The following is a 15,201-nucleotide window of genomic DNA, read 5'->3' as shown; positions in this document are numbered from 1 at the left end:
AGAAGTTCTAAAGACGTTGCTCGAAAATCTCGGAAGGGGAAAGCATCTATAACATCTTGGAAATAAGCAATTCAGCAGGGAAACTTAAGTGAATAAGTTGATACCCTAAAGGGAGCTCCCAAGTTTTTTGTTGAAAACCTTAACGAGCTTATTTTCCCAGAACGGTTTTCCGAATCAGCGTTTGCCGAATTCATAAATGCCAAAAGGTCGTCATTATTCCTAATTATTGGATATATCACAATTTGATGGCCAGCCTTGGGGATAAATCGAAATTTTTCAACAACATTATGCCGGGAGTCAAGGTAATCAATCATAAGTGGAAAAGGTCTGTATATGGTTGAGAGCAAGGAGCGTGTAGGAGAGCTCTCAAAATTGATGGTCATTACAACGTGCCCAACGCGATCTGAAGGTATACTTATAATATTGCTATGCCAGTTAGATCTATCAGATGGACTCCAAGTAAGTTCTTGGCCATTGACTTGGCAAATTTGGTTGGTGCCAGCTAGCCCATTGCCCACCAGGCGATTTCTGCGCTTAAAGACCAAGCTATTCTCTGTTCCCCTATGGCTAAAGGAGTAATTAGTCCTAATTGAAGCCAAGGCGGCAGAATCAAGTCCAACTTGTAATCTGCCATCGATATCCCAGGCATCAAGTATGACGTATTCAGGCGAGTTATTAGAATTGAAAAAATCACTATTAATTTTCTGTAAAGCTTTTGTGTAAACACTGTAGCTGTGTGGGACTGGTCTTGGTTTGTATAAAAGTTGATTTGCAAGTAGATTGGTTACCTTCCAGGGAATTATGTCAGCAGTGCTTCCAGGCGGTATCTTGTAGTCTTCAATTTGAGCTCGAATAGATTTGAATTTATCTCTCCTCATTCCCGCTATGGATTCTCTACCCTTGTCTGAAATCAACAGCAAGTTATCTGATAGTCCCAAGACTAGATTGTCAATTAGCTTTGGGGGGCTGTATCCGCCTTCGACAACTGCAATTATATATGATATGCTCGAAGCAGGCAAGATTGAAAGCAGCAATAGTGATTTGCTGTTATTACGAAGCAATAAGCAAAAACTATCCCACCTAAAGCCTGCAAGTATTATAATATAGGAAAATAAATACATCCCAGCAATGAGAATATGGTGCGCATCATCACGTACAAATGCAGCCTTGAAGACAACCCACGAGACAAGGGTAATTAAAGATATTGCAAAAGTAATATCAGGCTGTAAAAGACAATAAAATCTAATCCTCCGAAATCTTGGTCTTGAAAACAAAAGACGATATAAAACTAAATTAATAAGAATCGCGACCCAATACATTGAAACTAAAATTCGCGATGCTCTAGAGGCTTCAAGTGACATTGCATCAGTATATCCACTCACAATATCCAAATTTAAACCTGTATAATAATTGAGCATGGTATGCGGAGACCAGCTAACAATGATTCCCCACGTAATATATAAAGTAACTAGCGGTAGCGTCAGGGAGCCCATGTATAAAAAGATCGATCTTTTGGTTGGGTGCCTTAAAAGATCAAGCAACATGAAACCATATATCGCAGTTAAAGCTGGTATTGCTGCGCCAATATAGCTAAGTTTTGCAAAGGTAGTTAGCATTATCCCGGTGGCAACAAAGGCACTCTGAATGCTTTTTTGCAAAAAGGGATGATCCTTGTGGTTGGCTAACCAGGTTGAATGTGCTGCAATGATAGCAATCAAGAACATTAGATAGAACTTTGCGTCTCCTGGCGCTCCGGCATCCCAGACACTTACCAAGCAAACCGAAAGAGCTATTGCAATAGCAGCTGACATTCCTACATTTAAGTAGGCTAAGGTGACAATGCCAAACCAAAGAAAACTAAAAAGGACTCTTGATATTAAGAGTATGAATAGGTGGTCAGAAGCTTGGTTGTTAACGGCTTGGTGAAATGGACCGTATGTAAAAACTATATCACTTCCAAAGACCCTCCCATTGTCAGTTGCATCCACTAGTGCTTGCTGCCAGGCTGGATCCAGTGCTGACTCTGGATAGCGTAGGGGCGCGGCTCCGGCGGCTACAAGAGCCGTAAAACTGGCGAGGAAAAGAATCCAGACAAGCTTCTTTTTGTTGGCAGCTAGTCGCAGTGGTAGGAACATTCTACTGTACAGGAAATGTCAATAAGTAAAAGGTCTGGCGAGGTGGTTCTACCCACTTATGGGCACCATAAATATATCGCTCGCATTGACGGCTCCGCAATCCTGGGTACGCAAGGACCTTAAGCTCCTCTAGCCCTACGATACGGTGTTTTCAAGGTTTGTAGCAAGCCCTTGATGTTTGCGAGGAAAACCGCGGCTGCCTTTCCCGAGATCTGCAGACCCATTCTATCTGATTTAACTGAGCTCTTGTTGTATTTCGCGATGAACTACTCGAATTTAGCGACTCGCTACTTGAAGCACAAGAAGCGTACCGTTCATGGGACGTTGCAGCTCGCGGCGAGCATCGGCTCTGCTTAACGCCTGACCGCAGTTGGAATTCCGGTTGTATCTCAGGTACCGCCCTTCACGGATTATTTTGGGACGACGCTGCGCGCCGTTGGTTGGATTGAACTGAGGGGCATATGCTTATTCCAACTCTTCCCATGGCATCAAGGAGAAGAAGATCACCCAGCGGTTATCAGTGTCCAATGTGCCGCCAAAAGGCACATGAAAATCATTGATTGAGTGCTGGCTATTATGGAATTTCCAGTATATCTGCGGCGCTCAACATTTGCAGCAATCGTTGATTGCCATGAACAAAGCCAGTTTATCGGGTTTTCATCGCTGAAACGCTGCAGCCGATCTTGCTTTTTCAGGAGTCCCTTATTGGCGAACTCAACCCCTACACCCCATTGGGCAGAACCCTGCTCAATGCCGCCTACAATACAGGAAGGAACGAATTGGGGCGGATTGTATTTTCCAACCTGCTACCGACGCAATTACGGATTAAATTGCTTGCACAGGGATCCGCTTTTAGCATAGATTTTAAAGTGCACATCTTCTCCTACAATAAACAACTGACAGGGTTGCAGAAATGAGCGAAAATTCCAGTGGCCAACTCGAATCTCCGCCAGGCAGGTAATGACGTATGTCTGCGTTAATTATCCTTGTATTAGCCCAGAAAACGCGGCAAATAGAGATTTAAAACTGAATATTGGGTTAGGTGATTCGAATCACTATAAAGATAATCACGATTCCAATAGTTGCAATATGTGACTCCACACAGCAACGAGAATGAGTCTAGGATTGAGATGTTGTGATTTTGATTTTTTAGCGCCGCCTGAGCATTCAGGATATTGACGTATTTTTCGTTCCACCATCGCTTTTCGCCTTTTAGCATCTTCTTGGTTTTAGAAACAGGACATCTCGGATAATTAAACCACTCGTCAAGGCAATAGTTTGCAGTTTTATTATTTCGGAAGTAGATTTCAGGAAATTCAGGCTTTGGTGTCTCAAGTAAAATAGTGACCTTTTTTCTGAAATATTCTTGGCAAATCTAGCAAGACTGCTAATCCAATCACTAAGAAATTCCTCCTGGGAAATCTTTATGCCATTTCTAAGGTAGTAAGACTGATCCGAGGAACCGTTGTCATTTCCTGGGACCAAAGGTTTTAAAAAATAGTAAGGGTATCTTAGTTAAATAATAACCCAGTCAAATTTATTGGCATTCTCGTTGATTAATTTTTCAGCAAAGTCCATCGTCTGCGCACGCTTGGCCATAATCCCGATTGTTTCTCCATATCTTTTGTCCACCTTGTAACTTGTAGATGGAAGGTTGTTCCATTCTCGCTAATCAAAATCGATCTTGTTTTTAACTTTAGCGAAAGTTGATACGCCATAGGATAAAGCATCGCGCTATGACTATCTCCTACAAACCATAAAGTAGGGTTCTTGGAATTCCACTTGCTACAGTAGGTGACAATGTTACTAGTTATCGCTTGATAAATCTTTGCATCTATGCCGCACTCTTTGAGAGTATTAGGTTTGATATTAAGCGAGGTGGCAATTAACTGGTGTGATTTATCTCCTAGGTAGACAGCGGATGCAAGTCCAAAGCGCAATAATGCTGCTCCAATAGTCACTGCGCTTAGGGTAATTGAAAAAATTCCTGCTATAATTATATTTTTTACCGAGAATTTATTCTGTCTGATTGGACATTCGGTAAACCTGTAAGAGCACATTGTAAGAAGTATCATCAGTCCGACCTGAATCGGCACTGACCACCAGTGTATGCCAATAGTCCAGCGACTTATTGAAAGGACTGTCCAGTTCCAGAGATAAAGCGAATAAGAAATCAAACCGATATAAACCACCTTCTCAAACGTAAAAAACTTGTAGGCGACAGTTCCCCTTTTCAGGCAGGCGATCATAACTGCTGAGAGCACCACAATCCCAATGGTGGCGGGAACCGCAGCTGCAACTGGCAAATACATCACCCCAACCATCGCTGCCACAACCAGGAGAGGGGGAACTTGCTCAAGTGCTTGCTCAAACTTTGCCCGCTTCTGAAACCCGATAAAAAGCAGGCATCCTGCTGCCATTTCCCAAAAGCGGGTTGGCATCAGGAAGTAAGCGGCATGTTGATTGACCTGATAGAGGCAAATGAATCCGATGAGTGAAGCAATCGTCAGTGCCCCAACCCAAAAGAACAGGTTTCTTGCGCCTTTTGCTGCCTGCTGCCCGAACCCAGAGAACCAGATCAGGAATGGGAACAAGAGGTAGAACTGCTCCTCTACGCCCAGTGACCAGGTATGGACGAAAGGATTTAGTTCGGTTGATTGGGCGAAGTAGTCAGTTGAATGCTTGAGGAGGTATAGGTTTGACAAACCAAAAAGTGAGGCAATTCCCGTCTTCAGCGCCACCCCTGGTTCTGGATTGAAAAGGCAAATAAGAACACTGGTGATCAGGACAAAAACCACCAACGCAGGCACCAGGCGCTTGATCCTTCGCGCATAAAACCCCGTCAGAAAATCAAGGAAGTTCTTGGACTCCCTTCCTGCAAGCGATGAAGTGATCACATACCCAGAGATTACAAAGAAAATATCAACGCCCAAATATCCGCTTGGCAACAAGTCCTTGTTGAAGTGGTTGATGATCACGGCAACCACCGCAAACTCTTAGACCATCAATTTCGGGTCGGTATTTGCTGATTGGGGTCGTTGGCATGTCAGGCGCGTCACGACTTGTTTCAGAAGTTTAACTCTATGCGGGTTTCTATCACTGCCTTTCTTTCCTGACCTCCCATCTCTAAGCAGTCGGTTATTCGGATCGGATGGGTTGGGTGCTGGGGTACTCTCTTTTCGTAGTCGTTCAAGGGGCGGGATGGCTCATAACGAACTTCGCCGCTGCTGAACTCTTGACGGCAGCTTGAATCCCGTTTGCATCTCAGGCAGAGACCGCCTGTGATGAGCACGCCTCCTGCCGGAATTCCAGAAGCGGATTGGTTGTCGTGGCCACCCGTGGCCAGGCAGTGCATCCTGGTCCAGCAGCAGGAGAACGATGAGCCCCGCAGCCAACTCACCGCCCTGGCCAGCGAACTGGCCAGCCTGCGTTAGCAAATCGGCCGCAGCTCCCGCAACTCATCCAAGCCCCCCTCCAGCGATGGACCCGGATTTAAGCCGCCGGAGCGACGCAAGGGCAGTGGCCGCAAGCGGGGTGGCCAGCAGGGCCATCCCGGATCCGGCCCGGAGCCAGGGCTCATTAGAAGTCAGGCAGAATTCAGTACCTGAGCTGGTTTTTGCCAGCCCAGCAGTGCCAGTAAACCAGGAATGTCATGAGCCAGGGCGGCCTGCCCCTCGGTGATCGACCAGAAGCCATCGAGTCGCAGGGCGTTCATGGCCAGGCTGCGGAGCGTGGCCATGATCTGCACGCCGTTTGTCTCGCGTTAGCGGTGCGCGTCTTCCCGCAGCTGGGTGTCGCGGGGCTGCATGGCGACAATTAGATAGGCGGGACTGCGCAAGCCCTACATAGGGCTTGCTGAGGAACCGATATCCATTGCGCCGCAGTTGATTCCAGGGATGGTCTCACGTTAAAATGAGCCTAATGGAGCCATTCCTGGCTTAGAACAATCTGCTGACACGCCAATGTACGTTTTTCAGCACGCAGGTCAGCTATCGATCGAGGAGTTTTACACGCCCTTCGGCGGCAAACTAGATCCTAATAATCGCTGGCTTCTGCTTCGTAACCTGATTCCATGGATGCCGCTGGAAAGCCAGTATGCACCCCAATTCAGTGCCAAGACAGGAGCACCGGCCAAGCCGTTTCAGATGGCGTTCGGTGCGCTGTACATCCAGCAACGCCTGGGAGTGACAGACCGCGAAACAGTTCAGCTGATCACGGAATCACCGTATCTACAATTTTTCATTGGCTTGAGTGCATACCAGGCAATGCCCCCGTTTGATCCATCGATGATGGTGCATTTTCGTAAGCGCATTGGCCCTGATCTGATCAAGATCTGCAATGACATGACCAAGGCCAATGGCATTGCGATGATTAAAGAGATGCTGGTTTCGGCGGAGGAGGATGATAGCGAACAAGAAGAGGAGCAACAGCTTGCTGCCATCGACGAAGCGCTAGGGGTGAAGCCTGCAACGTTGGATCCTGAAAGTAACTGGGGTACTCTGATTCTTGATGCAACCTGCGTGCCTGATGACATTCCCTACCCAGTAGATCTGAGGTTGCTCAACGAAGCGAGAGAGGCCACTGAGAAGATCATCGACGAACTGTTCAAGCAGTTGCAGGGAAAGATCAATCGTAAACCCCGCTGCAACCGGGATAAAGCTCGGAATCGGTTTCTGGCGATCATCAAGAAGAAAAAGCCCAAATGCGCCGAGATCCGTGAAGTCAAGCGCTTTCAGCTCAACGAGATCCGGAGAAACCTCAGAGCAATTGATCAGATGATCCATTGCGGTGCCATGCTTTTGGAGCTTGGAACCCAGCTCTACCGCAAGCTGCTGATCACCAGTGAACTGTACCGGCAGCAGCAGGAGATGTATGACGCTGATAGCCGGCGCATCGACGATCGGATTGTCAATTTGTCAAAACCACACGTGCGGCCGATCGTGAGGGGCAAGGCGGGAAGGCGAACAGAGTTCGGTGCGAAGATCTCAATATCAGATGATAATGGCTTTGTCGATGTGGATCGAATCAGCTGGGACAACTACAATGAAGCCAACGACCTGATCGCACGTACCAAGCAATACAAGGAAGAGCGAGGGTACTATCCAGCACGAATCTGTGCCGATTCAATCTATATGACATTAGGCAACAAGAAGTTCTGCGCAGAAAATAACATCAGACTCAGTGGCCGTCCACGCAAGAAGCAGGTAGAGGCCGAGGTGCAGACAGCAGAGCAACAAGAGCTTTTTAAATCAGACTTGAGAAAGCGTTCCGTGATCGAGGGAAGAATCGGAACGAGCAAACGGAAATATGGACTGGATCGGATCATGACCAAGCTGATTGAAACATCAAGAACGGTGATCACGATGGCGTTCTTTGTGATGAATGCCGAGAAGGTTCTCAGGCTACTGCGCCTCTTATTATCTATTCTTGTCTCTGTGTACATCCTGATGCTCTATTTGCTCGCCTCCTGGCGCCGTCCAGCGCTTCTGTGGGCTGCTTAGTCAGCTTCTAGGAGTAAAATTGAGGTCACCAGCGCTTGGCGCTGCAGGCTGAGTCGCGGCCCTTGGCGCGGACGAAAAACCCGCGAATGAAATTCAGCAAGCCCTACATAGGCGGGTCTCAGGACGCGACAACAGGGCTCCGATCACGGTCTGGAGCTCCGCCGATGCCCGCCCCTCTGTCGTTACGCATCAAGGAGCAGTACATGGCCAAACGGGCCAGTGGCCTGAGCCAGCAGATTGCTGCTGATGCACTCGGGATCTCGGTGCGCAGCGCCCAACGCATTGATCGCGGTGAGCTGCAAGCCCAGGCTCAACAGCAGCAGCGGGGTCGCCACTGGCGAAAACGCGCCGATCCGCTGGCGGAGGTTTGGGACAGCGTGCTGGTGCCCATGCTGGAGAAGGCGCCGCAGCTTGAACCCCAGACGCTGCTGCTGCACCTGGAGCAGGTCTTTCCGGCTCAGGAGTGGTACCGGCGCAAACGCACCCTGCAGCGCCGCGTTGAGCAGTGGCGGGCACTGCATGGGCCGGCTCATGACGTGATGTTCCTGCAGACGCACCAACCAGGCGTGCTGGGGATCTCCGATTTCACGGTGCTCAAGGGCCAGCCCATCACGATCGCTGGTGTGGCGTTTGAGCATCGGCTGTTCCACTTCCGCCTGCCGTATTCGGGCTGGTGCCATGTGGAGGTGACTCATGGCGGAGAAAGCTTTGTGGCGCTTGCAGAAGCACTGCAGAACGCTCTGGTGCTCTGCGGCTAGCAGCCAGTGGCCTACGTCGATGAGACCGCCGCCCCCACCGGCAAGCGGGGCTGGCAGTGGGTGATGGTGACCCCAGTGGTGACGGTGTTTCTACAGGGGCTGAGCCGCTCAGCCGCCGCTGCGATCGAACTACTGGGGAACGCCTTTGGCGGCATTGTGGTGAGCGATCGCTTCTCGGCCTACAACCACCTGCCGGTGATGCAAAGGCAGCTGTATTAGATGCATCTTATCCGTGATCGGATCTCCATCGCCGTACGCCAGGGCGCCAGCGGCGAAATCGGCCTGGAGCTGTTGGCCTTGCAGCAGCAGCAGTTTATGCAGTGGCATCAGTTGAAGGACTGCGCGATCGACTGGCCAACGTTGCCGCTGAACTGCCGGCAGATCCGGAAGCACTTTGATGTTACATTGGTATATTGTGGTTTGCGCGAAAAGGCGCGGTCACCATGGGCGCAGCCCGTACGCACCCAGGGCTGATTCAAAGTCTCAGCAAGAGTCGGTCTGAGGGCGTCGCCGCACCATCGCGAGCAGCGCCGTGCTGTCGTGCATCACCGCCTGCATGCCAGCGCGAATTGACTGAAAACCGCCCAGCCGTAGCAGGTTCAGTGCAGCCGTTCGCAGCGTGGCCATCACCCCGGCGCCATTGCCGCGGTAGCGGTGGGCGTCCTCATGGACCTTGGTGTCCCGAATCCAGTGCCAACACTCATTGCTCCAGCGGTCGCGTACCAGTCGCAGCAGTGCTTCTGGGGTGGTGCGCAGGCTTGTGAGAAACAGGTGGGTCGCCCGAAATGACTTGCCTTCACGGACGCCATCGGCGGTCATCTCTACGATCCAGCTGGTGCCAATCCATGCCTCACGGATGCGCTCTGGTGCTTGTTTGGCGCGTAGGGTCCAGGCGATGTTACGGCCGTAGCCGATCTCGTGATCCATTGCCACAAAGGGGATGTGGCGCTTTCCCTGGAACTGACATTGGATCTGGCGATGCAGCGTCTTCTGATTGGCTTTCACCCTCAGAAGGAAGTCGGCCCCCTGCTCCTGGAGCTGCCGAAAAACGGGCGCTGGGTATGGAGCGCGTCCGCCTGGATGAGCACGCCCTCGAGATCCAGCTCGCCGAGCAGCTGCCGCAGCACCGCCCGCTCGTGGTTTTCGCCGGTGGCGCAGCAGGCCTGGCTGATGGCCACGCCCAGTGCCGCGGAGTAGAGCGTCACCTGGGCAATGAACGCCGAGCCGCCACCAGCTGTGGGCTCAATCGAGCCTCTCAAGGTCTTGTCATCACAGACCAGCTGGTCAAGATCGCTTGCCCCACCTAGGATCTGAGCAATTGTCCAGTCCCGGATTGCGGTGCACAGGGCAGCCACGTCAACTTGCCGGAAGAAGTAGCGGACAGCTGAATCCGAGGGCGGTCGCCGCAGCCCCAAGCCCAGCGACTCGGTGAGAGCATCGTGGTGCCGTATGGCAAAGCGCTCCAGATCGCGCAGGCTCTGGTAGCTCAGGATGCCCAGCACTGCCACCAAAAGGAGGTGCCAGGCAGGAATGCGCACTCCACGAAGCATCCGGGCATCCGGTATCGCCTTGAGGTAGCTGATTAGGTCGAGATCGGTTGCAGCAGAATCGCTTTTGAGCACAGGGAGGAGGCGATTCCGACGACCTCAACTCATGCTGACAGCACTGGCAAGTATGGTTGTGACCGCCTTTGAATTAGCCCTGGGGGGGGCGCTGGCGATAGATTGCCGTAAATGCAATATAAGCTTGCACTGAGAATAATTCCCCCTACTTGGCTTGGCGTCTTGTCAATCCCGGTTTGGTGGTAAAATCTAAAAAATGTGACCCAACCAGAAGAGATCCTTCCGCTGTAAAATGATCATCATCCCTGTAAATCCTTATGCCATTCAGATATGTCGTGCAATCTTGCAAACGTTGAGGGCAGAGGAAGTCAAAAGCTTTGTAAATATGAATATTTTTATTAGTTGCCTCAAGCGCACTCAGCGCTTTATTGATATTTTCCATTCTGGACGCAAGAACGCTTCGTTCCTCCCTGAAAAGCCCGAGGCATTCTTTGGGAATAATGGGTCTAAACCATTCTTTTACACAGAGTTCATCTTTAGGTTTTCTTTCACTGGGAATACCCCTGAAGACTGGGATCGGCGCAATCAGGATAACATTTATTCCTTTCTTATATGCATCCTTGGCAATCTTTTCAACCTCAGTCAGCCATAAAGAAAATGCGTGATGATTGTCAATCGGAATCCAGTTTTTGTCGGCGTGTCTTAGAATTAGACCATCATGTTCTAAATTAAATTTATCAGGCAAAAAATAGAATTCTATGCGATTAGAAACGACAAGAATGTCCCCTCTCTGAAGCAAGTCAAACTGCTCCTTAAGAACTTCTGGGTATGTGAATTGCCCTGCTCCCACCTGTCTCTTGATCGCCCATTACTGTCTGTGTATCTCGCTGGCGGGAATGGTTGTCCAGCTTGCGAAAAACCCGAAATGCCAATCCCAGTTTGCTTGTGTAACATCCCAATAAGTGGAAACAAGTGAGCGGCGTGAATATCCCCAATGAGTAGAAGTTTTTGGACTGAGGAACCTGTTGATTTGAGTGAGCAGTTGGCAGTAGTTTCTCGCTTGTATTCTGAACAGTTCCCATAAGAGAGATTTGTCCCTGGTGCTGCTTGAGAAACCGCAACAAGATCCACTATTTGGGTTGTATTCCCTAGGAATAGAGTGCCGCCAAGTTGGCCCCCCAGTGCAGCTATTACCCCGCCTGTGCCAACAGAGGTTCCCAATCCCCAGCTTACTGCTCTCCTTCGAATTGGCGACCCTTTGGAACCTCTGAATCGAGTTTCTACCCACCGATGTGACCCAGTCGCCAGCAGAAGCATCAATCCGACTTGGAACGGAATTGACCACCAATGGATGCCAATCGTCCAACGACTTATGGAAAGAACACTCCAGTGCCAAAGATAGAGGGAATATGAGATCAAACCTACATAGGCGACAATATTAAGAGTGAAAAAGTCAAACGCTGCACTTCCTTTTTTCAGGCAGGCAATTAGAACTGCTGAAAGAATTGCAATGGATATTGTAGCAGGAACTGCAGCATTATTTGGCAGGAACATTACTCCGACCATTGCCGCAACCACCATAAGAGGAGGAACCTGTTCCAGCACCTGCTCAATCTGTGCTCGACGCTGAAAGCCTATGAAAATCAGACACCCTGTTGCCATTTCCCAAAACCGAGTTGGCATTAGGAAGTAGGCGGCAGGTTGATTGAATTGATACAGGTAAATGAAACTGATCAGCGAAGCAATCGTCAGTGCTCCGACCCAGAAGAAGAGATTTCTTGCTCCTTTGACCTTCTGCTGCCCAAACCCTGAGAACCAGACGATAAATGGGAACAAGAGGTAGAACTGCTCTTCTACGCCAAGTGACCAGGTGTGCGTGAAAGGATTGAATTCTGTTGATTCGGCGAAGTAGTCTGTTGATTGTTTGAGTAAATAGAGGTTTGATAACCCAAAGATTGATGTGCCCCCAGTTTTCAGTGCCTTTTCTGGATCATTAATGAAAAGGCAAATAAGGACACTGGTGATCAAGACGAACACAACCAGCGCAGGAACCAGTCGCTTGATGCGGCGCTCATAAAACCCCGTCAGAAAATCCAGAAAGTTTTTGGACTGCCTAGCCGCCAGCGATGAAGTGATTACGTATCCAGAGATCACAAAGAAAATATCAACACCCAAATAACCGCTGGGCAGTAGGTCCTTGTTGAAGTGGTTGATGATTAAGGCAACCACCGCAAATGCCCGCAGTCCATCAATCTCGGGGCGGTATTTGCTTTTTCCTGCGTGGGTTTGATTAATGGAGTCTAGACCTACTTCCTCAGCTGCCATCCGCTATTGGTAATTGAAAGACAAGGCTGCACCCCTATCTAGGCAACACCTATTAATTACATGAAAAGCCTTGCGTCGCCATTAAGCTTAATAATTTTTTAGCATTCACAGGTTGGGACGATTCGGAGCGACCATTGGCGCTGCTGAACTCTTGACGTCAACTTGATTCCCGGATGCATCTCAGGCAGAGACTTCATGCGATGGGCCCCCACCAACTGGGATTTCAGATGCGGACTGGTCCGCCACAGCGGTCTGCGTTCGGGCTGGATTTCTTGAGCTTGCCCAGCATGGCCAGGAGCAGCAACGCCTGTTGCTGGCTCAGCTCGATGTGGAGGGATTCGAGGCCCTGCAGCAGCAGTGGATGGCGGTCCAGCCTGGCGTGCCTGAAAACGCCTGCGGTGCAGCGCGTTTCATTGCCCAGGTGAGCCTTTACTCCAACACGCTGGGCGTGGCAATTGCTCAGAGCACCTATGCCACCGATGCCGGCGGTGAGATCGCGGCCCTGCGGCAGCTCCTGGATCGCGTGGAACTGGAAGGTTTGCTGGTGCAGGCGGACGCGCTGCATGCGAACCGCCGTTTTTTCGCTACCTGGAGCAGCGTGGAGCCGACTTCCTGATTGCGGTGAAACACTGTCGCAGCAAAGGTTTTCGAGTCATCAGCGATCGCCTGACCTACGGGCGTCAGGTACCGTTCCAGGTCAGCAAACGTGAACGTAAGCGCGGCCGTGACCATACCTGGACGATGCGGGGGATGCCGGCTCCGGCGTGGGTGGCCGAGAACTGGCCGGGGAGCGCCACGATCCTGGCAGTGCGATGCAAGGGCATCCGCGAGGGCAAGCCTATCGACGAGACCCGTTACTACGTCACGAGTTTGCGCACTGCGGCTACGTCGCGGCTGCGGCATGTCCGCGACCGCTGGTCGATCGAAAACTCCTGGCACTGGCCCCGCGACACCCAGCTCGGAGAGGACGCCCACCGCTACCGCGAGAGCAACGGCTTGCGGATCCTGGCCACGCACAGCAGCCTGGCCATGGTAAGTTTCACGAGTCCAAATATTGGTTATCCTTAAAGAACATGATTATCCAAATGGATAAAATTAAACGTTCGATCAGGCTTTCCTCTCAAAGCAATGGAAAGTATCGACGCGTAAGAGATTTGCATAGGCCTCCCTATTTTTTAAAAGCTAACCAAACTGTGCGGGAGATTTGCGCCCCCGATACACCAGGATCTTCAAGTGTTTTTGTTGAAATAGTTGGTGACGACATTTACAATAGCAAACTTTGGCTAAAGCGCCTTCCTTGTGAGCCGACTATTCTGGATGTTGGAAGTAACTATGGTTTGTTTTCGTGCTGGATTAAGATTCGTTTTCCGAGGGCCTCAGTTACCGCAATAGAACCTCAACCAGACATGCTTCGATTCCTCGAATCCAATGCAAAGGCCTTTGACTTTAAGGTTATTCCGAAGGCAGTTGCGGAGGATAATAAGCCAGTATTGATGAATACATCAGGCGATCCGACCACTTCATTTGTTATTGATTTTCCTGATAGTACCGAACCGCAATTAAGTCCTAACACGACCGTAGTCGAGTCAATTTCCTGGCAAGAAGTGTTTCATGGTAATACGGGTATGATTGATTTATTGAAATGTGATTGCGAAGGCGGGGAAAGATTGCTCTTGAACAATTTATCTCTGCTGAAGAAAAGTCGCATTATAGTCATGGAGTATCACTTCACTCATGTAGATCAAGCTTGGGTTCTGGACCGATTCAATAATGCAGGATTTACAATATTGAGCAATTCAGTTGGGCCTTATTCGGGGCATTTGATAGCGGCCCAGGAGTGATTTTCTACATATGCTGCTCGAAACCATATAGAATGCATCTATTCAGCCAAGTCTAGTTATTCTGATCGGTTTAGGGTTCGCCTCTCTCGCTTTAGCGGCGTCCCATGGAGTGGTGTAACTCAGGCGAACCGTCAGCCCCGGCGTAGCCGGGGCTGACGGTTCGCCTCCCTCAGACATCAGCTGTGGCAATGGGTGTGCCGGTCTGTGACCCTGTTTGGAGCACTACCACCAAACCGAACACAGACCATGACCCATACCCATAGTGGCGCCTCCGAGCTGGCTCAGCTCATGGAGGGCACCACCGCTGGCGCCCTAATCCCTAGTCTCCCGTCCCGGAGATTTGTGATCAAAGTCGCTGGAGCTTTTCAAGGATTGAGTCAGCTGTCGCCGTCCAGTTGAACGGCTCCTTGGTCTTGTTATAGGCGGCCACGAACTGCTCGATTTTGGCGATCAGTTCCTTGACACTGGAGAAGCTGCCCCGCCGGATCGCCCGCTGGCACCAGCGTTCCACCTGATTGAGCCAGGAGGCGTAGGTGGGCGTGTAGTGCACGTGAACGCTGGGCCGCTGCGCCAGCCAGGCGCGGACCTTGGCGTGCTTGTGGGTGCAGTAGTTGTCCACGATCAGGCGCATATCCAGATCCTCGGGGACGGACTTCTCGATCTGCCTGAGGAACCCCAGGAACTCCTGGTGCCGATGGCGGGGCTTGCACTGGGTGATCACCTCGCCGGTGGCGACGTCCAGGGCGGCGAACAGCGTGGTAGTGCCGTGGCGGATGTAGTCATGCGTGATGCTCTCCACGTAGCCCAGGCCCATGGGCAGCAGCGGCTGGGTGCGGTCCAGGGCCTGGATCTGCGTCTTCTCGTCGACGGAGAGCACCATCGCCTTGTCGGGTGGGTTCAGGTAAAGCCCGACGATGTCGCGGACCTTCTCCACAAAGAACGGGCCCGTGGAGAGCTTGTAGCCGTCAGGCTGTGATGATCCGGGGAACCCCAGAAGTTCAGGTCTGATCCTCCGTAGGCCGACACGACTTCCTGTCGTTGTCTTCCGGAAGATCTGTCGACCTGGATTGATGGGGCCG

The 15,201-nt window shown here is 50.7% G+C and carries 16 protein-coding genes and 2 pseudogenes; 9 read left to right on the top strand and 9 right to left on the bottom strand.

The window, feature by feature from the left end; genetic code table 11:
* Nucleotides 1-71: 71 nt before the first annotated feature.
* The 3 genes from H8F27_RS01240 to H8F27_RS01235 form a co-directional block, all read right to left on the bottom strand.
* Nucleotides 72-2,135 (bottom strand): hypothetical protein, encoded by a 2,064-nt coding sequence (locus H8F27_RS01240; protein ID WP_197150531.1) that lies wholly within the window; start codon nt 2,133-2,135, stop codon nt 72-74.
* Nucleotides 2,136-3,126: 991 nt separating this feature from the next.
* Nucleotides 3,127-3,354, bottom strand: a complete 228-nt coding sequence (locus H8F27_RS18145) for an SGNH hydrolase domain-containing protein (RefSeq protein ID WP_370594450.1) — start codon at nt 3,352-3,354, stop codon at nt 3,127-3,129.
* Between the two features lie 337 nt (nt 3,355-3,691).
* Nucleotides 3,692-5,122 carry an acyltransferase gene (locus H8F27_RS01235; protein ID WP_231596437.1) on the bottom strand — a complete coding sequence of 477 codons (1,431 nt, stop codon included), beginning with the start codon at nt 5,120-5,122 and terminating at the stop codon, nt 3,692-3,694.
* A 297-nt stretch (nt 5,123-5,419) separates the two neighbouring features.
* Between H8F27_RS01235 and H8F27_RS01230 the strand changes: the two genes are divergently transcribed.
* Together H8F27_RS01230 and H8F27_RS18105 are read left to right on the top strand one after the other, a co-directional pair.
* Entirely contained in the window at nt 5,420-5,569 is a 150-nt protein-coding gene (locus H8F27_RS01230; protein WP_197150521.1) for a hypothetical protein, read from the top strand.
* 12 nt (nt 5,570-5,581) lie between these two features.
* Nucleotides 5,582-5,689 (top strand): annotated as a pseudogene (locus H8F27_RS18105) (DUF6444 domain-containing protein); the annotation flags it as partial.
* A 32-nt stretch (nt 5,690-5,721) separates the two neighbouring features.
* On the opposite strand, the gene H8F27_RS01225 reads toward H8F27_RS18105, so the two are convergent.
* Nucleotides 5,722-5,874 (bottom strand): hypothetical protein, encoded by a 153-nt coding sequence (locus tag H8F27_RS01225; RefSeq protein WP_197150519.1) that lies wholly within the window; start codon nt 5,872-5,874, stop codon nt 5,722-5,724.
* 223 nt (nt 5,875-6,097) lie between these two features.
* Here H8F27_RS01225 and H8F27_RS01220 point away from each other — a divergent pair, with 223 nt between their 5' ends.
* The 4 genes from H8F27_RS01220 (at nt 6,098) to H8F27_RS01205 (ending at nt 8,868) form a co-directional block, all read left to right on the top strand.
* Nucleotides 6,098-7,636: an IS5 family transposase gene (locus H8F27_RS01220; RefSeq protein WP_197149060.1), complete on the top strand. Its 1,539-nt coding sequence runs from the start codon at nt 6,098-6,100 to the stop codon at nt 7,634-7,636.
* Nucleotides 7,637-7,800: 164 nt separating this feature from the next.
* Nucleotides 7,801-8,394: a hypothetical protein gene (locus tag H8F27_RS01215; protein ID WP_197150516.1), complete on the top strand. Its 594-nt coding sequence runs from the start codon at nt 7,801-7,803 to the stop codon at nt 8,392-8,394.
* Between the two features lie 6 nt (nt 8,395-8,400).
* Complete coding sequence (locus tag H8F27_RS01210) at nt 8,401-8,613, top strand: transposase (protein WP_197150514.1); 213 nt, start codon at nt 8,401-8,403, stop codon at nt 8,611-8,613.
* Complete coding sequence (locus tag H8F27_RS01205; RefSeq protein ID WP_197150508.1) at nt 8,614-8,868, top strand: hypothetical protein; 255 nt, start codon at nt 8,614-8,616, stop codon at nt 8,866-8,868.
* Between the two features lie 9 nt (nt 8,869-8,877).
* Here H8F27_RS01205 and H8F27_RS01200 read toward each other — a convergent pair whose 3' ends face one another.
* The 4 genes from H8F27_RS01200 to H8F27_RS01185 all read right to left on the bottom strand — a co-directional run bounded on the left by H8F27_RS01200 (nt 8,878) and on the right by H8F27_RS01185 (nt 12,281).
* Complete coding sequence (locus H8F27_RS01200) at nt 8,878-9,399, bottom strand: transposase (protein WP_231596436.1); 522 nt, start codon at nt 9,397-9,399, stop codon at nt 8,878-8,880.
* 2 nt (nt 9,400-9,401) lie between these two features.
* A complete protein-coding gene (locus H8F27_RS01195; protein ID WP_197150506.1) occupies nt 9,402-10,016 on the bottom strand; it encodes a transposase family protein in 615 nt (204 codons plus the stop codon).
* Nucleotides 10,017-10,161: 145 nt separating this feature from the next.
* Entirely contained in the window at nt 10,162-10,701 is a 540-nt protein-coding gene (locus H8F27_RS01190) for an SGNH hydrolase domain-containing protein (RefSeq protein ID WP_197150505.1), read from the bottom strand.
* A gap of 11 nt (nt 10,702-10,712) precedes the next feature.
* The gene (locus tag H8F27_RS01185; RefSeq protein WP_197150502.1) at nt 10,713-12,281 is read right to left on the bottom strand and encodes an acyltransferase; all 1,569 of its coding nucleotides are present in this window, start codon (nt 12,279-12,281) and stop codon (nt 10,713-10,715) included.
* Between the two features lie 310 nt (nt 12,282-12,591).
* Here H8F27_RS01185 and H8F27_RS01180 point away from each other — a divergent pair, with 310 nt between their 5' ends.
* Genes H8F27_RS01180 through H8F27_RS01170 form a run of 3 tightly spaced genes read left to right on the top strand, consistent with a single transcriptional unit; the run spans nt 12,592 to nt 14,122 of the window.
* Nucleotides 12,592-12,897 (top strand): hypothetical protein, encoded by a 306-nt coding sequence (locus H8F27_RS01180; protein WP_197150500.1) that lies wholly within the window; start codon nt 12,592-12,594, stop codon nt 12,895-12,897.
* 5 nt (nt 12,898-12,902) lie between these two features.
* Nucleotides 12,903-13,349 (top strand): ISAs1 family transposase, encoded by a 447-nt coding sequence (locus H8F27_RS01175; RefSeq protein ID WP_231596435.1) that lies wholly within the window; start codon nt 12,903-12,905, stop codon nt 13,347-13,349.
* Nucleotides 13,350-13,366: 17 nt separating this feature from the next.
* Nucleotides 13,367-14,122, top strand: coding sequence for an FkbM family methyltransferase (locus H8F27_RS01170; protein WP_197150497.1), 756 nt, complete (start codon nt 13,367-13,369; stop codon nt 14,120-14,122).
* Nucleotides 14,123-14,468: 346 nt separating this feature from the next.
* Here H8F27_RS01170 and H8F27_RS01165 read toward each other — a convergent pair.
* A pseudogene (locus H8F27_RS01165) lies at nt 14,469-15,083 on the bottom strand (IS630 family transposase); the annotation flags it as partial.
* Nucleotides 15,084-15,201: the final 118 nt, after the last annotated feature.

It is taken from the genome of Synechococcus sp. CBW1108, assembly GCF_015840335.1.
Lineage (GTDB): Bacteria > Cyanobacteriota > Cyanobacteriia > PCC-6307 > Cyanobiaceae > Cyanobium_A.
Note: the sequence above shows the minus strand (reverse complement) of the source record. Positions and strands in the feature narration are given on the sequence as shown.